Genomic DNA, 22,346 nt, shown 5'->3' with positions numbered 1-22,346 from the left:
ATCATCAAACAATGTGGGTTAGTCTTCGGGCTGGCCCATTTTTTTATGTGGCTAAAAACTCATTTTTAAATCGCCTTTTTAATTGTCTTCATCTGTTATTTTCTGTTTTAAGAAAGCTTGAAAATTACGCATTGCCTCCATCTCATCCTCTACTGCCTCAGCGAGAAAACGATATAAATCTTCTTTCTGCACAATCGAGAATAATGGACTGGTTTCACGTTCTTCATATTCGCCATTGTTTAGTGTGAATATGCGTAGAGTTTCGCCATTATATCGCCAAAATTCAGGGACGCCTATAGCTGCATAAAGTTGATTTTTATTAATATCTGTGTTGGTAATATCCACTTCTACGATGAGATCGGGCGGCGGATCTTTGTCAAAATCAACATTACGTCCTGCAACCTGGGGCTGATTTTGAATGTAATAGGCACAGTCGGGCTCTGCTCCTTTCTTTACATCCTTACGATTTATGGTTGTTGAACCCATTGTCTTCATTTTTAATCCCATTTCAAGGACAAGGAGTCGAATAAAGAGTTCAATGAGTCGTAGGGCAAATTCGTGATCTTCTAAAGGCGCGGTGATTTCTAACGTTCCATTACAAAATGAGAGGCGGGAATGGCGGTCTTGGGGTAATGCTTGAAAAATCTTGAGATAGTCATCCCAACTGAGGTTATGAAATGCGACCCGCTGTTCTCCCACTGGTTTAGGAATATTTGTTCTAATTGGTGTTGCGACCATGGTATTTCCTCTTCACAACAAAACCTAAATCTATCTTACTGAAGTGCATTGGTTTAGAGTGGCGATCGCCTTCCCTTTTGCCTGAGGCGATCGCCTTTTTATATCCTATGAATTGCTGGGTAATTGACTCATTTTTTCGAGGTCGAGAACTTGGGCTAGGGTCGCTTCATCCATTAAGCCCCGTTCGAGGACAATTTGCCGGAGGGTTTTGCCCGTTTGCAAGGATTCCTTGGCGACATCGGCAGCGTTGAGATAACCGATATGGGTATTGAGGGCTGTCACAAGGGACAGACTGCTTTCAGCATAATTGTGACAGCGTTGTTCGTTGGCGGTGATGCCTGCAATACATTTGTCGCTGAGGGCCTTGATGGTGTTGCCGAGAATTTCGATGCTGTGGATTAAATCGTAGGCAATCAGGGGCATCATCACGTTAAGTTCCAATTGTCCGGCTTGGGCGGCAAAGGCGATCGCCGTATCGTAGCCCATCACCTGAAAGCAAACCATAGAAGTCATTTCCGCCATGACGGGATTGTACTTACCGGGCATAATCGAGGAACCGGGTTGCACAGGGGGCAGTTGGATTTCCTTAAAGCCAGTGTTAGGGCCAGAATCCATCAGACGCAGATCGTGGGAAATTTTCACAAGATCCTGAGCAAGGTTACGCAACGCACCGGACACATTGACGAAGGGCGACATACTTTGCATCGCAGCCATCAGGTGGGGGGCGGAGGTCAAAGGTTGCCCGATCAGTTCACTTAAAATTTCGGCGACGCGGAAACGATATTGGGGATGGGTGTTTAAACCTGTTCCGGAAGCACTACCGCCTAAACCTAAAACCGTTAAATCTTTGGCGGCGGTTTCGATGCGTCCCATGTGGGCGGTTAAAATTTCTGCCCAAGCGCGGAATCCTTCCCCAAGCCGGACGGGAACGGCATCCTGCATGTGGGTACGTCCAGATTTGACGATGTGGGCAAATTCTTCGGCTTTATTATCCAAAGTGGCGATCGCCCCAGAGAGAGCTGGATATAAACAATGTTCGAGGGCTAATAACCCACCGATGCGGATCGCCGTGGGAATCACATCATTGGTGGATTGCCCGTAGTTCACATGATCGTTGGGGCTAACGGTTTGGTAATCGCCTTTTTCGCCACCGAGAAGTTCGAGGGCACGGTTCGCCAAGACTTCGTTGACATTCATGTGGTGGGATGTGCCAGCCCCCGCTTGGTACACATCGACGACGAATTGGTCTCGTAATGCCCCCTGCAACACTTCATCACAGGCTTTTACAATTGCCTCGGACATCTGGGCTTCAATACAACCGAGTTCCGCATTGGCGATCGCCGTCGCTTTTTTAATCAGAACGCAAGCATCGATATAAGTAGGGAGAGGTTTAATGCCGCTGATCGGAAAATTTTCCGTCGCCCTCAGGGTTTGGATGCCATAGTAGGCGTCGTGGGGGATTTGGCGATCGCCCATGGAATCTTTTTCAATGCGAAAATCTGCGCTCATATATTTTGACTGAATCGAGTTTGTATCCCCCTAGTTTAAAAGGATGGCACGAAATTCAGATCTTACAATGGAGCTAACCAATGCTCTGGAGGATAACCGATGGTTGCTTCGATGAAGAATGCCCGCCAGAAAGAGGCGATCGCCCCTTGGGTTCCGTCCCAGTGGGAAGCGTACCAACAACAGCGGGATTTGCCCACCGATGATCTCAATAAACAAAAGCTGTATTTTTATCAAAATTCATTATTAATTGAAATGGGCGCAGAAGGAATTAATCACGCTTCAGTAAATAATCTATTTACTTTACTCATTGGTTTTTGGTTTGCGTTCAATTCAGAAAATACAGGACATTTAATGGGCGGCTGTCAACTAGAAAAAAGCTCAAAAAAAATTGCCGCTGCGCCTGACTTGGTTTTGTATCTTGGGAAAAATCATCCTGTGTGGAAACAGGGCGATCGCCGTTATTTAAACTTAGATGAATGGCGCGTGCCAGATTTAGTGGGTGAAATTTCTGACACGACAATTTTCCATGATTTAGACCGTAAAAAAGAAATTTACGCTGCGTTAGGTATCCCTGAATATTGGGTGATTGATATCCAAGCCCAACGTTTTTTTCTCTTAGTTTTAAATGGGGCTGGACGCTATGAATCCGTTGAAACATCTCAGGTTTTAAAGGACTTACCGAAAGCGTTATTGGAAGAAGCCCTAGAACGTGTTGCCTCAGACGGCAATGCCCAGGTGGCCCAGTGGTTTATGGGACAATTGCAAGCCGAACAGCCCCAATGATGTGGTTTTAGTTTTGGGAAATTGAAGGATTATTCGCTTTAATGGGGAATAATTGTTGTCAATCCAAAACTTTCTATGGCTAGCGTAACGTTCGAGCAAGTGACGAAGCGATTTGATGATTTTGTCGCCGTCAACAACCTCAACCTTGCCATCGAAGATGGTGAATTCTTAGTATTTGTGGGGCCGTCCGGCTGTGGGAAAACGACTTCTCTCCGGTTGCTGGCGGGTCTGGAATCGATTACCGATGGGCAAATTTGCATTGGCGATCGCCGGGTCAATCACCTCTCCCCTAAAGATCGCGACATTGCGATGGTGTTCCAATCCTACGCCCTCTATCCCCACATGAGTGTCTATGAAAATATGGCGTTCAGTCTGCAATTGCAGGGAGTTGCTCAAACCGAAATTAACAAGCGTGTCCAGAGTGCCGCCGCCCAATTAGGCATCGAAAGACTATTACAACGCAAACCCAAAGAACTTTCTGGGGGACAGCGGCAACGGGTCGCCGTGGGGCGGGCAATCGTCCGTAAACCCGCCGTCTTTCTGATGGATGAACCCCTTTCTAACCTTGATGCAAAATTGCGTGTCCAGGCCCGTAAAGAAATTAGTAAACTCCACCAAGACCTCAACACCACCTTTATCTACGTCACCCACGACCAAGTGGAAGCGATGACCATGGGCGATCGCATTGCCGTGATGAAGGATGGAATTTTGCAGCAGGTCGATAGTCCCGGCAATCTCTATAACAATCCCAATAATTTGTTTGTCGCTGGATTTATTGGCAGTCCCGCGATGAACTTTTTTGACGTCGAACAAACCACCAATGAAGGGGAACCCTGTCTCAAACTGGGGGAAAACTTAATTTCAATTCAAAAGTATTTACCGCAATTTATAATCGATGGTGGCGTGACTTTCAAGGATCGGCCCCTTACCCTAGGGATTCGTCCTGAAGATATTTATCATCCCCAATATTTACCCCCTGATATTCCCACTGTCGCTGTGCAAGCGACGATCAATATGATTGAAATGATGGGCAATGAACTCATTGTTTATCTCACAACGGCTGAACAAGGGGAATTCGTCGCGCGCTTTGATCCCCGTGCTACGGTTAAACAAGGAGAAACCCTTGATGTGTTATGGAATGTCCAACGCTTGTATCTTTTTGATCGCGAAATGGAAACCGTTATTGCATAAAATCATCTACTATTTTTGGGGCGCTTAAACCCCGTTCAAAATAAAACTTCTCTTTTAATTTATCTGCTGAATTCAACTTTTATGAATGTTTTTTGTACAAAAAAAATCTCCACTTAAGCTTACTTCCCTTGCACTTAGTTCCGCACTGGTTTTAACGGGCTGTGTTGGCGAACAAACAACCTCTGGAGACGATACAGCAAGCGACACCAAACAAGTCACCGTTTTCGGAGTAATGATCGGGGAACAACAGGAAAAAATTGAGGCGGCACTGGCTCCCTTTACCGAAGAAACAGGCATTGAAGTGGTTTACGAAGGCACAGATACCTTTGCGACGACCTTGCCGATTCGGGTTGATTCCGGCAATCCGCCAGATCTAGCGATGTTTCCCCAACCGGGGCTGATGGCGGATTTTGCGCGGGAAGGTCGGTTGGTTCCCCTCACAGAATTTATGAGCCTTGAGGATTTGCAGGCGGCCTATGATGAGTCTTGGATTCAGCTCGGTAGTGTGGAAAATGTGCCCTATGGGGTATGGTATCGGGCTTCGGTTAAAAGTTTAGTTTGGTACAACCCGCAGCAGTTTGCGGCGAATGGTTACGAGATTCCCACCACTTGGGATGAAATGCTAGCTCTGAGCGATCGCCTTGTGTCTGAAGGCAAAACCCCCTGGTGTATTGGCATGGAAAGTGGCGATTCGACGGGTTGGGTTGGTACTGATTGGGTCGAAGAAATTATGCTACGCACCGCAGGCCCCAATGTCTATGACCAATGGATCAACCACGAAATTCCCTTTAACGATCCGGCGGTGGAAAATGCGGTCAATATTTTCGGTGACATTGTTCGCAACGAAGATTATGTCTATGGTGGCGTGGTAAGTGCTCTGAGTACGCCTTTTGGAGATTCGATTCAAGGATTGTTTGGCGAAGATCCCAACTGCTATCTACACAAGCAAGGGAATTTTATTGAGGCATTTTTACCAACGGACATTAACCTCAATGAAGATGTGGATGTGTTCCCGCTGCCGCAGATTAATCCGGAGCAAGGTTTGCCGATCCTCGTTGCGGGGGATGTGTTCGCAATGTTTAATGACACCCCCGAAGCGCGCCAGTTGATGGAATATCTCGCCAGTAAAACGCCCCACGAAGTTGCCGCAGGACTGGGGGGTTATCTTTCGCCCCGACAGGGCATTGATTTGGCCCTATATCCCACAGATTTAAGCCGCAAACAAGCAGAGATTTTGGGGAATGCGGAAGTGATCCGCTTTGATGCGTCGGATATGATGCCGGGTGCGGTGGGCACGGGCACGTTCTGGTCGGGCATGGTGGACTATGTCGGCGGCGCAGATGCCGAAACGGTTTTAACCAATATTGAAAACAGTTGGCCTGAGTAATATCCCTCTAAATCCCCCTTCAAAGGGGGACTTCGATTCCCCTGAATCCTTCTTTAACCGAGACTGTAAGTATTTCATGGAGGTCATGATGGAATTCTGGACGCGTCTACTGAACGTGGTCTTGGCGATCGCCATTGGTTGTGGCGGTGTGATTGGGCTGTTTTATTTAGCGAATATTGCGATTAATGCCCTACCGAAACCCTGGAATCAGCGACTGTTGCCGTGGGTGTATATTTCTCCGGCATTATTATTGCTTTCTGCCTATTTAATTTTGCCGACGGTGCAAACTTTTTATTTGAGTTTTCTAGATGGGCGATCGCAAAATTTTGTCGGACTCAAAAACTATATTTTTGCCTTCACTGATCGGGCAATGTTAATTGCTTTTAAAAACAACTTGCTTTGGCTTGTTTTGGTTACAGGTGTCAGCGTCAGTTTGGGGTTAATTATTGCCGTACTGGTTGACAAAGTGCGCTATGAACCAATTATTAAATCCTTGATTTTCTTGCCGATGGCAATCTCCTTTGTGGGGGCGAGTGTCATCTGGAAATTTATGTACGCCTACAAACCGGCTGGAGATGATCAAATTGGTGTTTTAAATGCGCTGTTGGTGAATTTTGGCTTTGAACCCGTGGGCTGGATTGTCGAACAATCGGTAAATAATTTTGCTTTGATTGCAATTATGATCTGGCTCTATACGGGCTTTGCGATGGTGATTTTATCTTCGGCGGTCAAAGGTATTCCCGAAGAAGTGATCGAAGCGGCGCGGATTGATGGGGCGAATAGTTGGCAAATTTTTTGGCGAATTACGATCCCAATGATCCGTTCCACGATTCTCGTTGTCAGTACCACGATTATTATTTTGGTCTTGAAAGTATTTGATATTGTTTTTGTGATGACGGGGGGTAATTATGGCACGGAAGTGATTGCCAGTCGCATGATTAAAGAGATGTTTAATTATCGAAATTTTGGGCGTGGTAGTGCGATCGCCATCGTGCTTTTAATCTTAATTATTCCGGTAATGATCAGTAATATTCGACGGTTTAGGACACAGGAGAAATTACGCTAATGGCACAGCAAAAGCAAACTCAATTTTGGCAAAAAACACCGATTCATATTTCGTTATTGGTGATCGCTTTTATCTGGACATTGCCGTCGGTGGGGTTACTCATTAGCTCCTTTCGGCGACGGGATGCAATGCTGGAAACGGGCTGGTGGACAATTTTTCAACATCCCTTTGAACTAACCCAATATCACATTGGAAATTATGTGGATGTGCTCCAAGCGGAGGGGATGGGACAGGCCTTTTTTAATAGCTTGACGATCGCCATTCCCGCGACGGTGATCCCGATTGCGATCGCCTGTTTTGCTGCCTATGCCTTTGCCTGGATGAAATTTCCGGGGCGACAATTTTTATTTATCGTGGTGGTTTGTTTACTGGTTGTCCCGCTACAAACGACCCTGATTCCGATTCTGCGGGCCTATCGAGATTTTGGTCTGTCCAACAGTTTTCTGGGGGTGTGGCTCGCCCATGCGGGCTATGGCTTACCCTTGGGGATTTATCTTCTGCGGAATTATATCGGCGAACTACCAAAGGATTTAATCGAAGCGGCGGCGGTGGATGGTGCGTCCCACCTGAAAATTTTTACGAAATTAATCGTCCCCCTCTCGATGCCGGCGATCGCCTCCTTTGCGGTCTTCCAATTTTTGTGGGTGTGGAATGATCTGCTCATCGCCCTAGTTTACTTGGGCACCACAAATGACGTTGCCCCCGTCACGATCCAACTGAGTAATTTAGTCGGGTCACGGGGCCAAGACTGGCACCTGCTTACTGCCGGCGCCTTTATCTCGATGATCGTTCCTCTCGGCGTTTTCTTCAGCCTACAACGCTATTTCGTACGGGGAATTTTAGCGGGTTCAGTGAAATCCTAGTCCTTTGTCCACACGGGATGTTGGAACAGCGCGAGGATCGTTTTTGCGCCCCGTAACTGGTTGGAGGTGGGCAGATGTCCCCTGGGTGCATCCAGATTCCAAATAAATGCTTTGGGATAACGCGCCCAGGTTCTCCCATCTCGCCAGGCAATTTTTTCCCAGAGGGCATTGAAGTCTTTACCGAGGGAATTCCATAATTTACGCTGCACCGAAAAGCCAAATTTCCCGCCAGAATAAACCTGCCACAGCTGATCGAGGGTGAGCAGATCCTCGTCGGGAAACCGCTCTACCTCCGTAAAGTAGAGCCATTTTCGTTTCATAGCAGATTCTCCTGCCAGTTCACACATTTTCTGGAGGGTTAAGATATCTGCTTCCAGAAACTCCTCTTCGATCAATTTGTCTTGAATAATCTGGTAATCAATCTCTCGCGCTGACTTAAGTTCAACGACCCCCTCCGGAAATTCCTGCTGCATGAACAATAAATTTTCGGCGGTTTGATTCTGGGTGAGCACCTGGCAAATTTTTCCCATGACAGGGGTTGCCGCCTGGCCCTGTTGCGCCATCAAAAATTCTCTCAAGCAAGCAAAACCAGCATCCCCTTGGTCAATCAGTTGGGGGATTTGTTCTAGCTGCTTTTTCGCCGATAATGCCGAAAATTCTTGCAGTAAATCGCTGGTTGCCTCCATGTAAACTGTGTCTCCCCAATGTGTTGCGTCAAAAAATTGTGATGGATGTAGTGCGTGGGCGATCGCCGTCAAAATCTACTATTGAGTCAAGCAGAGCGATAAAGCTTTACCCAGTGGGACGGAAATCACCATCAAACCAGACTATCACAGGACACAGTAGGAAATATTGACTCTTGTTGAAGAATCTTTTGGATAATGCCACTGGTAGAGGTCGGAATTTCAATCTGGATCAGCTCAATTTTGCCGCCGTAGGCCTTGACGGTAGGCGCTTCTGGGAGTGTTTCTGGCGTGTAATCACCCCCCTTAACATAAATATCCGGTTGTAGGGCAGCGATGGTTTGGGTGGCGGTGGGTTCATCAAATAACACGACGGCATCCACAACAGCGAGAGCGGTCAAAAGTTCAGCGCGTTGGGCTTCGGGGATGATGGGACGATCGGGTAAATGGTCGGGTTGGGGTTTAAGGTCTGCCACGGAGCGATCGCCATTTAAGCCAATCACCAAAGTTTTGCCCAGTTGTTTCGCAGCGGTTAGATAACGGACATGGCCCACGTGGAGCAGATACAAAACAGCCATTGGTAAACACAAGGGGACGCCAGCGGTCTGGATCAGTGGCGATCGCCCGCTGCAACACCGCCAACTCATAAACCTGTCCCATTAGTTGTCCTCAGAATGATTTGCTGGTTTTTCATAGCCATTTTCATAGGCAAACCGCACCAATTGAGACCGATTTTCAAGGTTTAATTTATTCAAAATACTACTAAGGTGCGTCTGGACAGTGCGCGGACTGACATAAAGATGCTCGCTGATTTGCTTATTAGTCCAACCTTGAACCGCCTCCCAAAAAACACGCATCTCGGCGGGGGTTAACGGGAGTGGTTCTGGGGCTTGCTTCATCTGCTCAACGTTAGCCTGGGCAGCGAGCCGTTGCATTTCTGCGCGAATATTCTCTATTCTGGCTAGCTGGCGCTCAATCTTTGCGAGTAATTCCTTCATTTCAAAGGGTTTGGCGATATAGTCGTCGGCCCCTGAAAAATGACCCTCGACGCGCGCTTCTACATCAGTCTGACTCGACAAAAATAGAAAAGGAATCAACTGTCCTGTCGGTTGAGAACGAATATACCGGCAGAATTCAAAACCATCCATTTCTGGCATACGCACATCAGAAACGATTAGATCCGGTTGAAATTCCAGCCAAATATCGAGTCCCTGCTTTCCAGACAGAACGACCGCGACGAGATATCCAGCTTGCGTGAGTAAATTTTCCAGGATCTTTTGCAAGATAGGATCATCATCGATCACAAGAATTCGTTTCATGTCATTGCACCAACTGAAAATAAAGATTTACGGGTTAATCTACAGACTACAGACATTTCGGAAAGCTCTTCTCCACCCAAAAAACGTGGTTAGATCAAGGGTATTACAGATAAGAGTGATACGAGTGGTTATTTTGTAACCAATCTACAGATTTATTTACAATTTTTTGTAAACTATGGGGAGTGTCAATTGCTTCTCAGTTCAATTTTGCGCCCCAGGGACGCCAGGAGGTCAACGCCAGTTATGAAAATTAGGCTCAAGCCAGAAGAATATTTATTGTGGGGCCATGGGTTGGCCATGGCCTTTGGTTTAGCAGGCTTACTGCTTGTTTTACCAAATGCCAATTTCATTGCCGGCTTGCCAGATTTTGGCCAGGTTGCTTTTCGTCTCTCGATGGCTAATGGTGGTGTGATGTACATGCTCCTGGGGATGGCTGCGGTCACTGTTTATGCCTACCGTCTATTGGGAAAAAAATATTTGTTGTCCTTTCTTATTCCAGCGCTAGCAGTGTCGGTATCAGCGGAACTAATGGGCACCAGTACGGGGTTTCCGTTTGGGGCTTATCACTACACCAGCGGTTTGGGCTATAAGATTGCGGGGTTAGTCCCGTTTACCATTCCTCTGTCTTGGTTCTATCTGGGCTTTAGTAGTTTTCTGATCGCGCGGGTGGGTTTGCAGAAATATAATTTGCCCCGGTGGATTTATTCTTTAGCGGCGATCGCCCTTGGAGCGTTATTGCTCACCTCTTGGGATTTTGTCCTAGATCCGGGGATGAGCCAAACTGCTGTACCTTTCTGGGAATGGGAAGTGGTCGGGCCATTTTTTGGGATGCCCTACGAAAATTTCTCCGGTTGGTTTGGTACCGGTTGTGTGTTTATGGGCATTGCCAGCCTGTTTTGGGGCAAACAACCCCTTGAGCTGTCCCGGGAACAGTTGATGTTGCCCTTCGCCATGTATCTTTTGAATTTTGGCTTTGCGACGATGATGAGCATTGGTGGCGGCATTTATCCACCGATTTTGTTGGGAATCCTGCTGGGCTTGGCACCGGTTACTGTGCTGTACTTCAGTATCCCTAAAGCAAGCCAAGCAACGACGACGCTGCCGATGGTGGATACCACGACTGAGAAAATGCCCGTGAGCGCCGGTCGTTAACTATTTTTTTCGTATTGCCCCCATCCTCTAAAATTGGGGGTTTTTTGTGTTTATTTTTAGCTGGAAATTACTTGAGTTATGGATTTTTCCCCGGTATGGATCGGTGGTCTTTGTCTGTTTGGCTTGCTCATTCAGGGTAGTGGAGCTTTAGTTGTCCTGGCGCGGTTAATGAAGGGGGCCGTGCGGCGATCGCCTTTGACTCCCCAAGCTTCAAATTCTGATAATTTAGCCGCCGTCACAGTGGTGGTGCCGAGCCTCAACGAAGTAGAACGGATTCAACCCTGCCTGGATGGGCTAAGTCAGCAAAGCTATGAAGTGCGAGAAATCCTCGTCGTTGATAGTAATTCCACCGATGGCACCAGGGAAAAAGTTTTAGCCAAAGCTGCAACGGACCCCCGGTTTCGCTTACTAACGGATGATCCACTACCCCAAGGTTGGGTGGGCCGTCCCTGGGCGTTAAATTGGGGCTTTGAGCACAGTTCCCCAGACAGTGAGTGGATTTTGGGAGTCGATGCCGATACCCAACCGCAGCGAGGCATGATCGCCAGTGTTCTCCAGGCCGCTGAAGAGGAGGGGTTTGATTTAGTGTCCCTCTCGCCCCAGTTTATTTTGCGATCGCCTGGGGAGTGGTGGTTACAGCCAGCGCTGTTGATGACCTTGCTGTTTCGCTTTGATGTGGCGGGGATTCGCCAACCAGATCAAGACAGTGTGATGGCTAATGGGCAATGTTTTCTCTGTCGGCGCGAGGTTTTAGAAAAAGTAGGGGGCTACCGCTCGGCGGCGGGATCTTTTTGTGATGATGTGACCCTAGCGCGCAATATTGCCAAGGCTGGGTATAAGGTGGGCTTCTTGGATGGGGCGAAAATTATTAAAGTCAGAATGTACGAAGGGATGCGAGAAACCTGGGATGAGTGGGGGCGATCGCTCGATTTAAAAGATGCCACCTCCCGGACAGAACTCTGGGGACAACTGTGGCTGCTGACCATGGTGCAAGGCCTACCGATTCCCTTGACGATGCTTTTGTTTGGGGGCATCGAAGAAGGTTTAAGCAACCCCTTTTTGTCTGGTTGGTTGGGCTTAAATGTCTTTTTGCTCCTGGTGCGCTTCGGGATGCTGTTGGCCATTTCCGGCTCCTACGATCGCCAATTTAGCATCGGTAAAAGTGCATGGCTATTTTGGTTATCTCCCTTCGCCGATCCCTTTGCGGTGGCACGGATTTTTCTCTCAGCCCGACAAAAACCCAAGGCCTGGCGGGGGCGCGTGTACAGCTAAAAACGGTATGATATCTCTGTTTTGTTCTTGGCAATAGGTGAAAAAATGGCGATCGCATTACCGAAAAAAATCATGTTGTTGGGCTCTGGGGAACTGGGGAAAGAAGTGGCGATCGCCGCCCAACGTTTAGGCAATACCGTGATCGCTGTGGATCGCTATGACAACGCCCCGGCAATGCAGGTGGCCGACCAACGGGAAGTCATCTCTATGCTTGATGGGGTAGCCCTCGAAGCGGTGATCAAAAAACATCAACCGGATCTGATCGTGCCGGAAGTAGAAGCCATCCGCACCGAAAAACTCATCGAATTAGAACAGCAAGGCTACACCGTTATCCCCACCGCCGCCGCCACCAACTTCACCATGAACCGCGATCGCATCCGGGATCTTGCCAGCGAAGAATTAGGCCTGCGTACCGCCAAATATGCCTATGCCACCAACCTCGCAGAACTCAAAACCGTCGCCCAGGACATCGGCTTTCCCAACGTGATCAAGCCCGTAATGTCCTCCTCTGGTAAAGGGCAATCCGTGGTACAAACTGCCGACGAATTAGAAACGGCCTGGAATTACGCCATTGAGGGGGCCAGGGGGGACACCGCCAAAATTATCATCGAAGAATTCATCGATTTCGAGGTAGAAATCACCCTCCTCACCATCCGCCAATGGGCAGGAGAAACCCTCTTTTGTCCGGCGATCGCCCACCGCCAAGAACGGGGTGACTACCAAGAATCCTGGCAGCCCGTTGGTTTAACCGCAGCCCAAGTGAAAGATGCCCAGGACATTGCCCGGAAAGTTACCGATAAACTCGGTGGCGCTGGCATTTTTGGGGTCGAGTTTTTTATCACCAAAGACGAAGTGATTTTTTCGGAATTATCTCCCCGGCCCCACGATACGGGCATGGTGACGCTCATTTCCCAAAACCTGAATGAATTTGAACTCCATCTCCGGGCAATCTTGGGTCTACCTATTCCCACCATTGAATTACTGAGTCCAGCGGCCAGTGCGGTGATTTTAGCTGAGAAAAATAGCGATCAAATTATTTTTACTGGCGTCGCGGCAGCCTTGGCTATTCCAGACACAGATCTCCGTTTATTCGGTAAGCCTGATTCTCGTCCCTACCGTCGCATGGGGGTCGCCCTCGCCAAGGGGAAAGATGCTACCGAAGCCCGCCAAAAGGCAACGACGGCAGCAGCCACAATTAAGATCGTTGAATCGCTCTAATTGACTGTGGTTTGACCGGGGAGATTATTTGCGAGGGTAAGCCAGTCGCGGCCCAGTTGAATCGTGATATCAGAGTTTAATACTCCGGTACTTTCTACTCGCACTTCCCCAAATCCTAGGTTTGCGCGAATTTCGGAAGCCGCTAGATCATCTCCTTTTTGGGCGACGATGCGCGTGTTTTCCAACGGTTCTGACCAGTCCTGGGCAATGCTGACCCGACTGTAACCCGCTTCGTTTAAACGCTGGAGGAGCGATCGCACGGCTTGGGAATTCCCGGTACTGTCTTGGATTGCAATGCGCACATCCCCAGGGGAGAGAAAGTCTAAATTGCTGGCGTAATCGGTCTGGATGTCAAAATGCTGGGCCATCACCCGACTAATGCGGCTGCGGTGGGGTAACCAATAGCTTGTGCTGCCGTTTCTGCCGTCGCCGCTAAATTCCCCTGGGAGCATCACCATCTGAATATTACTGCGCTCGATCTGAGAACCAAAGCCAGCGAGGGCAATCAGTTCTTGCACGCTCATATTCGTATCAATATGGGATTGAATAATCGACATGACCTGGGGAAATTTCACCAAGTTACTGGGAGTTAAACCTTGCTCTAGAACGGCACGGATTAGGGTCTGTTGGCGCTGGACACGGCCAATATCGCCATATTCGTCATAGCGGAACCGTAAAAATTGGAGGGCTTCGTCGCCATTGAGGTGCTGTTCTCCTTCCTTGAGGTTGATGTAGAGACGCTGACTATCGTCCTGGTATTTCATGTCCTTCGGGACGTAGACTGTGACCCCACCGAGGGCATCAATGAGTTTACCAATGCCCTGGACGTTGACGCGGATATAGCGGTCAATTTCGACGCCACCCAGAAGATCCCCAACGGTTTTAGCGGAAAGGACTGCACCACCGTAGGCGTTGGCATGGTTAATTTTCGAGAGACCATAGCCTTCGATGTTGGCCTGGGTGTCCCGGGGAATGGAGAGGATAGAGATTTGTTTGTCAGTGGGATCAAAGCGCAATAGCAACATCGTATCGGCCAGCCCTTCAAAGGAATTCACGAGGGCGTGGTAACCGAGGTCTTCATTGGTGCCGTCATCCACTTCAGAGGTGAGCACTTTTGTCCCCAACAGCAGAATATTTACGGGGCGCGTCAGTTCTGGTAAACGGAGGGATTGTTTGGCGATCGCCTCATCCTGGGAGAAGACGCTGAGTTCTTCCGGGGCGAGGGGCGTTTGGCGCAGGGGGGTTGAGGAGAGGGACACCGCCAGTAAAGCACCCGCCGTAGCAGACACAATCGAAACGCCCGTCAATCCACACCAAATCATTAACCAGTGCCAGGTCGAAAGGGGCCGCCGTTTTTTCGACGACGACTTCTGAAAAGGGTTAGCTTTAGCGTTTTTTTGTTTTTGGGTTGCTTTGGCCGATAGACGTTGATTTGCTAGGGACGATTTTGTTGCAGGCACAGGTTTCCTCACACCGGAAAGACCACACTAAAAATTGCGGGACGAGATACTTTGATAGCTATGCTAAACCAGAGGTTCCACTTTTGGTGAGTTTTACTTCAGAAAATATTCCTCGAAATTGTCGGCCATCTGATCAGTGCTTGTTGGGGGTGTTTTAGCGGATTTTTGCCAAACACGTACCATCAAAACAAAGCAACCGAGAAAATATCCAGACGTCAGCAGGGCATTGAGATACATCATCCGAAACCCGCCAATTCCCGCCAGATGGTCACTCCCCCAGCCTAACCCCAGGTAGAGGCTTAGCCAGCTCAGCATTAGCATAATCGCCTGGCGACTAATCTGTTGTTCACGGCGATCGCCTTTGGATCCATAGAGCTGCCATAATGCCGGAACAAAACCCAGAATCGGCACCAAATAGAGGTAAAGACGTAATTGTCGTAGACGATTCTCACCAAGGCGATCGCCAGATTCAGCCATAGATCTCGACTCCGCAGGGACTACATTTATCCTAGCTTAAGTTCTTAATGCTCCAGCTCCAGCTTTCCTCCAGCGGGACAGCACCGGATTTAACAACGCCGTTGGCCATCGGGCATAATTGCCCCCTGCAAATTGACCCGTCCCAAAGCGACTCCTTCTAGGTCAGCATTTTCTAAGTTGCAACCCTGGAGATTTGCCCCCTGGAGCAGACAACCCCGCAGCTTTGCCCCCACCAAAGACGCCCCGGTCAGATCACTATGACTGAGATCTGCCCCCCGGAGATTGACCCCTTCTAGATCCGCCCCCACCAGATTGCTATAGGCCAGATTGCTCCAGCGTACATCGGTTTTACGGAGGGTCGCCCCCTGGAGATTTGCCCCAAACAGGTAACTGTGGTGGAGGTGGGCTTGGGTCAAATCCGCGCCCACAAGTTTGACTTTATAAAGCTGCCCCTTGCCGACTTCTGCCTCGAATAAATTGGCTTGGCTGAGATCGGCTTCATTGAAACTCACTTCATTCAGGTTCGTTTCGCTTAAATTAGCGCGATGCAGTTGGGCTTGGCTGAGGTTTGCCCCTAGGAGGCTGCTGTAGCGGAGATTGGCCCCAATGAGGTTTGTGTGGTAAAAATTGACTCCCTGCAAACAGCATTGACGCAAGTCCGCCCCGATCAAGTTAGCAAAACTGAGGTCGGCCCCCGAAAAATTACTATTGGCAAAGTGGCCATTACTGGCGTTGGCAGACTGCAAATTGGCATCCAAAAGCTGCAGAGACTCCCCTTGGGCACCACTCAAGTCGGCTTGTTGGAGATTAGCGGCAATTAAGCGACTGTGGTCAAGGAGACATTGGGACAGGTTGCAGCGACTGAGATCGATTCCCCGCAAGTTGAGGCGACTGAGATTGGCGTGGCTCAAGTCAGGAATCACGGTGGGGTGGGCTTGCCGCCATTGGAGCCATGCCAGGGTACCTTGTTTGAGGATATTGAGCGGTTGAGATGCCATGGTTCGTTTCAGAATTATTCTTGACGCTGGGTTGATTGGGGTCGGCCAGGGGCATAGGCGATCGCCGCAAGGGCGGCCTGGGAACCGGCAATAATGTCCCGTTCTTCACCCCCAAGATAGACCCGGCCAAAACTCCCCACCGCCGTCACCTGCAAAATATTAATCTGGGCATATTTTTCCGCCTCATTAGCTGCGAGGGCCGCATAGGCTGCGGGCTGCACTTCCAGGACATAGAGGGTTTGGCCCGCCAGCAACATTTGCCCCCGTCGATTCCGGTTTACCAATTGGGCCTGGTGGGCATCAATATTACGAATAATTTGGCTCGAGACCACCTCCGGTTTGAGGCAATCCTTAGCCGTTACTCCAAGGGAATCGAGGATTGCTTGGCCCGCAGCTTTCGTTTCCCCTTGGCGGGGCGAGTGAATTTCGAGTAACCCATACAAACGTTCGACAAACTGTACCCCTGGGCGCACGGAGGTGGATTTGAGGGCCACATCGGTGATGCGGTTGATTTCAATGCCTGGGGACACTTCAATCCAGAGGGATGAGTCTCCTGGTAAAGGTAGAAATCCAAGGGCGACTGTACCAATGTAGGATGCGTGTTGCGGTTGCAGGCTATCGAGATAAACATAGCTGCGCAGTTCAATGCCCAAGATTGTCTCCCTGTATTGTCTGGGTTTACTGGGTTAAAAGTTTACCCCACTTCTGGGCCTTGCTGGATCTTTACGGGGCTTTGGCCGAGAACGGTTGGGACACAGGTTATTGTAATTGCTGGGTTATGGCGAACACTTCATCTCAATGGCTTAACTTTCAATGGGCTGCCACTGGGGAGAACGACCAAATAGCAGAAAAATGGCGGTATCGGCGAGAGAGGAGGCTGGGTAAACTCGCTTGGTCATCAAAAAAATGAAGCTTAAATAAATGGCGATCGCCCCACAAAATACGCAAAATAACGGCAAGCTGAGGAGCCCAGCCTGGAGTAAGCAGGCAAAAATCCCGACCCGCATCAACAGATCCCAGAGGGTGCTGGCACACCAAATCCGGTCTTTCCCGGCGATGAGGAGGGTGCCGGAGCGGGACAACATTAACAAATTCCCCACCACAAACAACACTTGGGTTGTGAGGGAGAGGGCCGCCAGATCATCGGGATAAATTAAGCAGTTCACAAACTGGGCCAGGGAGTTAAACATAAACAACAGATTTGCCGTCCAGCCCGCCAAACCGCGCCAGCCCCGCCGCAGCCAGCTTTTCAACCAAGTGCTCTGGGCCATTACCCCCCGTCGCCAGCGGTTTTGGTATTGAAAAAAGTTGGGTAGGCTTACGGTTTGCCGTTGAATTAGTTGCACCATCAAGCCACTCAAGAGGAATGCCGCTCCAAGGCCCCCTGGCCATTCTGGGAGATTTGGGAAAAAAGCATCGTGGAGTTGGAGCACAACCAATGCGGGGAGTAGAGCAATGCCGAGCCACTGTAAAATGCGTCGCCATTGGGGCCAAAATTGCGCCTGCCAACTGGGGCGATCGCCAACGAGAAAATGGCCGTAGTTCAGCACCATCCCCACCAGCAAAAATAGGGTCGCTGGCCAAAATAACCAGCCTGGAATGAAGCCCACCTGGAACAGTTGAAAGATCACAATGTCGGCGGTGACAATCCCTACCGCCTGGACGGTGGTGCCCCAAAATTCCCGTTGTCCAGCAAGGAAGTTCATCAACAGCAAATTACCTAAAATTCCGGCTGCATAACCGCCCACGGGAATCACCCCCAGGGTGGCGATCGCCGCTGGATTTCCCGTACCAATGACGGCGGCATTGCTGATCACCTGGGGAAACTGGAGGGGTAAAAAGGCTAAAATTGAGAGACTCACCAGGAATTGATTCCAGCGGTCCCAACTGGTCAGTTGCTTCAAAAACAAAAACATAGGCGGTGCTTGGGCGATGTCCGGGAATAGCCTAACAAATGGTTGGCGATCGCCTAATCAGAAAAAATGATGATTTTTTGCTGAATTGTTGAAGAACCCAAGTCGCGCTAGTCAAACGAAATATCAAGTTGAGCGGTTACGGCCCTGGCCCATCCTTTTGCACCGGGTTCTGGAGCGACAAGCCAGCCTTTTGTTTCAATCTGGGACACGAGTTTGGGATTAACCCCTTGAGGCCCCGGCACGGCGATCGCCACATCCATAGCCTCTAGTAGAGACAAATCATTGGGACTATCCCCCAAGCCGAGGGTTTTGATCGGTGCTTGATCGAGATGGGCTTGTTGCCACGCCTGCTGGAGGAGTTGCACAGCCCGCCCTTTTCCTGCGCCTGCGCCTAGGAGATGACAGAAACGATTGCCCACCAGGATTTGTAGGCCAGCTTTTGTCGCTAAGAATTCTAGTCGCCCTAAATCCGTCTGGGGTCGCAAAAACGGTTCACTAAATTGGCGATCGCCCGCCTGTTTTAACGCCGCCAAGGGCAATTGCGTAAGATCCTGCAAGGCTGCCAGACTCAAATCCCCAAACCCCGTCAACGGTTCCCCAATCTGTTGGGCCAAATGCTGGAGGGATTGTCGCGCTTGGGCGTAAGCAATGCCGAGGGTAATAGTGGTTAGGGTTGCCTCGGTTGTCATCTCCAGATCCAATGCCGAAAAATCAAAGCGTGGATCGTCAGATTCTAGGAAAATGCCGCTGCCATTCTCCACAATGAACGGATCTTTTAACCCAAGGGCTTCCCGCAGTTCCAGCACTTCAGCTTTTGTTTTGCTGGTGGTGGGAATAACCGGAATTCCTAATTTTTTTAAGGTCTGGATCGTCGGTATCGCCGCATCGTAGCGATAGTCATCATGGTTGAGGAGGGTGCCGTCGAGGTCAGTGAAGCAGAGGAACATTGGTAATCCACGCAGTTTGATAGGGGGCTAGGGAAATGTCCGTTGTGCCTTCTTCTAACACAACTTCATCTAATAAATCCTGCCAGTCGTCGGTGCAAATGAGATTTAGGCTGGCTACTGGGATGGTTGTCGGGCGATCGCCTAGGTTAAACAAGCAGAAAATACTCTGGCGGCGATCGCGACTCTGACGCCAAAACCCAAAGACTGCCGGACTCTGGAAATCAAGGGTATATTGGGTTGCGTTGGGATGAAATGCCGGCTGCTGGCGACGGATCCGGATGAGTTTTGTCAGTTCTTGCAACACCCAGGCTTGGTCAGAATCAGGGTTAGCGAGCTTTTGCTGGAGTCGGTCATAGTCCCATTGGTGACGGTTAATGCTGCGGTTATGGTTTGTCATCGCCACCTTGGCGTCATCATTGGGGGTCGCCAAAAAACTATGGATATAGAAAGCGGGCACTCCCTCTAAGGACATCATGATCGCCTGGGAACAGAGGAATCGTTGCCGTTGCCAAGGATCGGGGCCTGTGATGGTGCCTTTGAGGGCATCGAACAAAGAAATATTCAGTTCATAGGGTTTTTCGGTGCCATTGGGCAAACTACGGTAGCTAATTCTGGCCCCAAAATCGGCCATGGTTTGGATCAATTGATCGAATTCTTTGCCTTCTAGCAGACCTTCGGCGGGGCGGAGGCCAATACCATCGTGGGAGGCGGTGAAATTAAAGTAGGCGCAACCATCCTGGGCCGGGGGCATACTTTTCATCCAGGTTTTGAGGTGCCGGGCTTCGCCCCGAATCAGCGCATTGAGGAGTAGGGGCGGCAGGCTGAAATTGTAGATCATGTGGGCCTCGTTGCCCTTGCCGAAGTAGCTGAGGTTTTCCCGGTTGGGGACGTTGGTTTCGGTAATCACCACGGTGCGTGGGTAGGTGACAGCAAGAATTTCCCGGATCAATTGGATTACCAGATGGGTTTCCCGCAGGTGAATGCAGGCGGTTTGTAATTTTTTCCAGAGAAAGCCCACCGCATCAAGGCGAATAAAGCGGATGCCGTGCTGACAGTAGCCCAAGAGGATATCGATAAATTCAAAGAGGACGTCGGGGTTAGCAAAGTTGACATCTACTTGATCGCGGCTAAAGGTGGTCCAGACGTGGCGATCGCCTTTTGTCGTAGCAAATTGACTCAGGAGCGGGCTACTGCGGGGGCGCACCACTAACTGGGTATCGGTATCTGGGGGCACCTCAATGAAATAGTCACAACCGGGTTTTTCCTGGGCGAGGAATTGCCGAAACCAGGCTGATTCGCTGGAGACATGGTTGATCACAAGATCGGCCATCACTTCAAATTCTTTGGCGATCGCCTCGATATCTTGCCAACTGCCCAACTGTGGATTGACCTGGCGGTAATCGATTACGGCAAAACCATCATCGGAACTGTAGGGAAAAAACGGCAGAATATGCACACCGCTAATTACCCCCTGGAGCCGTTCCCGCAGAAAAGCCAAAAGTACCTGGAGGGGGTTGGGGCCATTGTCAGCATTGGCTTGGTACAGGCTATCCCCGTAGGTAATCATCAGGGCCGTGCTTTGATCCCATAACTCTTCATTTTTCGTCGTCGCCGTCACATGGGGCGCAAGCACCTGCTCCAAACGCGCAACTAATGCTGCAGGCGGATGATCAGGATATAGGGTCGCAAAAAATTCATCAAGGCGATCGCCAAGACCTGCAATCTGGGGAATGGTCATAGGAGTAACAGGACAAACACGCTAATTTCACTCATCGGGGACAAGCCCACGTCGCTTTTTTAAACCCCAGAGCCTCGTGATTACAGGATCAACAGACATCATTTTTAAAAACTCGCTTGATCTGTTTTTTCAGTATTTTCTTGGGGGCGAAAAAACGGCTGACTCATCCTTTATTCAAGTTAAATCTCAGCCTATCAACAAATGCGGATGACATTGTAGTGATTTTTACGTCGCTTTAGATACGGCCAACCCCCAAAAATTGGGTTACTTTAAAGGCAAATTTTAAGATTTTCTTTTTATTTAGGTGACTAGCAATGGACTTTTGCCAAGAATTCATCACCACCATCCATGATCTTGATGCCGATCTGGACTACCTCGAAAAACGCCTGATGAATCTTCGTGAAATTTGCCCCATGGCGTTACTCATTCCCTCACTTTATGAAGAACTTCAACGGCCTGCCCTCACTCGGATCAAAGAGCATTTAAAAGGCTGTGCCTACATCCAGACCATCAATGTTTGTCTCCACGCCGAAACCGTCGAACAGTATCACCATGCTGTGACGTTTTTTCGTGAATTGCCCCAAAAGGTCAACGTCATTTGGACGAATGGAGCCCGAATTCGTGGCATCTTAGAAAAGCTCGCCCAGCAAAATCTCAATCTCCTTGACTACATGGGCAAGGGTTGGGCGGTGTGGCTAGGCCTTGGTCTGGCGTCCCTAGATGCCCGGGCGATCGCCCTCCATGATGCTGACATTGTCACCTTTGACCGTTCCCTGGTGGCCAAGCTGTTCTATCCCATCGTGGAGCCAGAATTCGGCATTGCCTACAACAAAGCTTATTACACCCGTCTCGGCCTCGAAAACCGAGCGATGAATGGCCGGGTTGTGCGTCTCTTTGTTGCGCCTCTGTTGGCAACCCTTGAAGACGTCCTGGGGCGCAATGCTTACCTCCACTACCTCAAGTCCTATCGCTATCCCCTCGCCGGCGAATTTGCCATGACCGCTGATTTGGCCTTAAATCTGCGCGTTCCCTGTGACTGGGGCATTGAGGTGGGGCTATTGGCAGAGGTTTATCGCAATGTAGCGCCGAAACGAGTGGCCCAGGTGGATCTGGGGTTCTTTGACCACAAACACAAAGCCGTGGGCAACAATCCCCAGGAAGGGCTACAGAAAATGTGTACCGAAATTTTGTCTTCGATCCTACGCACCCTGACAGAAACAGAGTCAATTGTTTTCTCTGAAGGGCACCAAATCGCGCTCCAGGTGAAATTCCGCCGCGTCGCCCAGGATATGATCCGTCAATATTTTGTGGATGCGACCTGTAACGGTATTCCCTACGATCGCCACCGGGAAGAAATGACCGTCGAAAGCTTTGAACAGATCATTCCTTTAGCCTTTGATAAATATATGCACGAGCCGGCTGTGTACCGCATTCCAGACTGGACAAGGGCCTTGGCGGTGATGCCTGACCTCCGGGAGCAACTGATGGCAGCGGTGGAAGCGGATATGGCAGAGGTGCAGTTAGAGGCGACGATGCAGCGCTCGGAAATTCCCCCTTTGGAGATGGTTTAAAGTTCCAGGGCGATCGCCATTGCCGCAACAGATGATGGGGGGAGGATGCCGAAGGCCA

21 protein-coding genes are annotated in these 22,346 nt (G+C 49.6%); 9 read left to right on the top strand and 12 right to left on the bottom strand.

The features are described from left to right. Positions 1-78: 78 nt before the first annotated feature. Both FEK30_RS14490 and FEK30_RS14485 read right to left on the bottom strand, forming a co-directional pair. On the bottom strand, positions 79-738 hold the full coding sequence (locus FEK30_RS14490; protein ID WP_138073565.1) for a Uma2 family endonuclease: 660 nt from the start codon (positions 736-738) through the stop codon (positions 79-81). Positions 739-843: 105 nt separating this feature from the next. Continuing rightward, positions 844-2,247: an aspartate ammonia-lyase gene (locus FEK30_RS14485; protein WP_138073564.1), complete on the bottom strand. Its 1,404-nt coding sequence runs from the start codon at positions 2,245-2,247 to the stop codon at positions 844-846. Positions 2,248-2,346: 99 nt separating this feature from the next. Here FEK30_RS14485 and FEK30_RS14480 point away from each other — a divergent pair, with 99 nt between their 5' ends. The 5 genes from FEK30_RS14480 (at position 2,347) to FEK30_RS14460 (ending at position 7,537) form a co-directional block, all read left to right on the top strand. Next, positions 2,347-3,030, top strand: coding sequence for a Uma2 family endonuclease (locus FEK30_RS14480; protein ID WP_138073563.1), 684 nt, complete (start codon positions 2,347-2,349; stop codon positions 3,028-3,030). A 75-nt stretch (positions 3,031-3,105) separates the two neighbouring features. Beyond that, on the top strand, positions 3,106-4,221 hold the full coding sequence (locus tag FEK30_RS14475) for an ABC transporter ATP-binding protein (RefSeq protein WP_138073562.1): 1,116 nt from the start codon (positions 3,106-3,108) through the stop codon (positions 4,219-4,221). Positions 4,222-4,453: 232 nt separating this feature from the next. Further along, positions 4,454-5,608: an ABC transporter substrate-binding protein gene (locus tag FEK30_RS14470; protein ID WP_255447900.1), complete on the top strand. Its 1,155-nt coding sequence runs from the start codon at positions 4,454-4,456 to the stop codon at positions 5,606-5,608. 85 nt (positions 5,609-5,693) lie between these two features. Continuing rightward, positions 5,694-6,674, top strand: a complete 981-nt coding sequence (locus FEK30_RS14465) for a carbohydrate ABC transporter permease (protein WP_232318803.1) — start codon at positions 5,694-5,696, stop codon at positions 6,672-6,674. Then, complete coding sequence (locus FEK30_RS14460; protein WP_012307645.1) at positions 6,674-7,537, top strand: carbohydrate ABC transporter permease; 864 nt, start codon at positions 6,674-6,676, stop codon at positions 7,535-7,537. The genes FEK30_RS14465 and FEK30_RS14460 overlap by 1 nt, the downstream gene beginning before the upstream one ends. Here the strand turns inward: FEK30_RS14460 and FEK30_RS14455 are convergent. From FEK30_RS14455 to FEK30_RS14445, 3 genes are all read right to left on the bottom strand, one after another. Next, positions 7,534-8,223 carry a GUN4 domain-containing protein gene (locus tag FEK30_RS14455; RefSeq protein ID WP_012307644.1) on the bottom strand — a complete coding sequence of 230 codons (690 nt, stop codon included), beginning with the start codon at positions 8,221-8,223 and terminating at the stop codon, positions 7,534-7,536. The genes FEK30_RS14460 and FEK30_RS14455 overlap by 4 nt on opposite strands. Before the next feature lie 131 nt (positions 8,224-8,354). Next, positions 8,355-8,867, bottom strand: a complete 513-nt coding sequence (locus tag FEK30_RS14450) for an adenylyltransferase/cytidyltransferase family protein (protein ID WP_255447899.1) — start codon at positions 8,865-8,867, stop codon at positions 8,355-8,357. Positions 8,868-8,879: 12 nt separating this feature from the next. Further along, on the bottom strand, positions 8,880-9,539 hold the full coding sequence (locus FEK30_RS14445) for a response regulator transcription factor (protein ID WP_012307642.1): 660 nt from the start codon (positions 9,537-9,539) through the stop codon (positions 8,880-8,882). Positions 9,540-9,782: 243 nt separating this feature from the next. Between FEK30_RS14445 and cruF the strand changes: the two genes are divergently transcribed. From cruF to purT, 3 genes are all read left to right on the top strand, one after another. Further along, the gene (gene cruF / locus FEK30_RS14440) at positions 9,783-10,691 is read left to right on the top strand and encodes a gamma-carotene 1'-hydroxylase CruF (protein ID WP_138073560.1); all 909 of its coding nucleotides are present in this window, start codon (positions 9,783-9,785) and stop codon (positions 10,689-10,691) included. Between the two features lie 78 nt (positions 10,692-10,769). After that, positions 10,770-11,963, top strand: coding sequence for a 2'-O-glycosyltransferase CruG (gene cruG, locus FEK30_RS14435; RefSeq protein ID WP_138073559.1), 1,194 nt, complete (start codon positions 10,770-10,772; stop codon positions 11,961-11,963). 45 nt (positions 11,964-12,008) lie between these two features. After that, on the top strand, positions 12,009-13,181 hold the full coding sequence (gene purT / locus FEK30_RS14430; RefSeq protein ID WP_030006701.1) for a formate-dependent phosphoribosylglycinamide formyltransferase: 1,173 nt from the start codon (positions 12,009-12,011) through the stop codon (positions 13,179-13,181). Here the strand turns inward: purT and FEK30_RS14425 are convergent. The 7 genes from FEK30_RS14425 to FEK30_RS14395 form a co-directional block, all read right to left on the bottom strand. Next, complete coding sequence (locus tag FEK30_RS14425) at positions 13,178-14,503, bottom strand: LCP family protein (RefSeq protein WP_315862721.1); 1,326 nt, start codon at positions 14,501-14,503, stop codon at positions 13,178-13,180. The genes purT and FEK30_RS14425 overlap by 4 nt on opposite strands. A gap of 231 nt (positions 14,504-14,734) precedes the next feature. Then, positions 14,735-15,118, bottom strand: a complete 384-nt coding sequence (locus FEK30_RS14420; RefSeq protein ID WP_030006703.1) for a hypothetical protein — start codon at positions 15,116-15,118, stop codon at positions 14,735-14,737. An 89-nt stretch (positions 15,119-15,207) separates the two neighbouring features. Then, a complete protein-coding gene (locus FEK30_RS14415; RefSeq protein WP_138073557.1) occupies positions 15,208-16,116 on the bottom strand; it encodes a pentapeptide repeat-containing protein in 909 nt (302 codons plus the stop codon). Positions 16,117-16,130: 14 nt separating this feature from the next. Next, a complete protein-coding gene (ccmP, locus tag FEK30_RS14410) occupies positions 16,131-16,769 on the bottom strand; it encodes a beta-carboxysome protein CcmP (RefSeq protein WP_012307634.1) in 639 nt (212 codons plus the stop codon). Positions 16,770-16,919: 150 nt separating this feature from the next. Next, the gene (locus FEK30_RS14405) at positions 16,920-18,032 is read right to left on the bottom strand and encodes a hypothetical protein (RefSeq protein WP_138073556.1); all 1,113 of its coding nucleotides are present in this window, start codon (positions 18,030-18,032) and stop codon (positions 16,920-16,922) included. Between the two features lie 107 nt (positions 18,033-18,139). After that, positions 18,140-18,979: an HAD-IIB family hydrolase gene (locus tag FEK30_RS14400; RefSeq protein ID WP_138073555.1), complete on the bottom strand. Its 840-nt coding sequence runs from the start codon at positions 18,977-18,979 to the stop codon at positions 18,140-18,142. Next, the gene (locus FEK30_RS14395; protein ID WP_138073554.1) at positions 18,960-20,717 is read right to left on the bottom strand and encodes a sugar phosphorylase; all 1,758 of its coding nucleotides are present in this window, start codon (positions 20,715-20,717) and stop codon (positions 18,960-18,962) included. The genes FEK30_RS14400 and FEK30_RS14395 overlap by 20 nt, the downstream gene beginning before the upstream one ends. Before the next feature lie 314 nt (positions 20,718-21,031). Between FEK30_RS14395 and FEK30_RS14390 the strand changes: the two genes are divergently transcribed. After that, a complete protein-coding gene (locus FEK30_RS14390) occupies positions 21,032-22,288 on the top strand; it encodes a glycosyltransferase family protein (RefSeq protein WP_062435044.1) in 1,257 nt (418 codons plus the stop codon). Positions 22,289-22,346: the final 58 nt, after the last annotated feature.

The sequence above is a fragment of the Picosynechococcus sp. PCC 11901 genome (assembly GCF_005577135.1).
In the GTDB taxonomy this organism is placed as follows: Bacteria; Cyanobacteriota; Cyanobacteriia; order Cyanobacteriales; family MRBY01; genus MRBY01.
The sequence above is the reverse complement of the archived record's forward strand: the minus strand, read 5'-3'. Positions and strand labels throughout refer to the sequence as shown.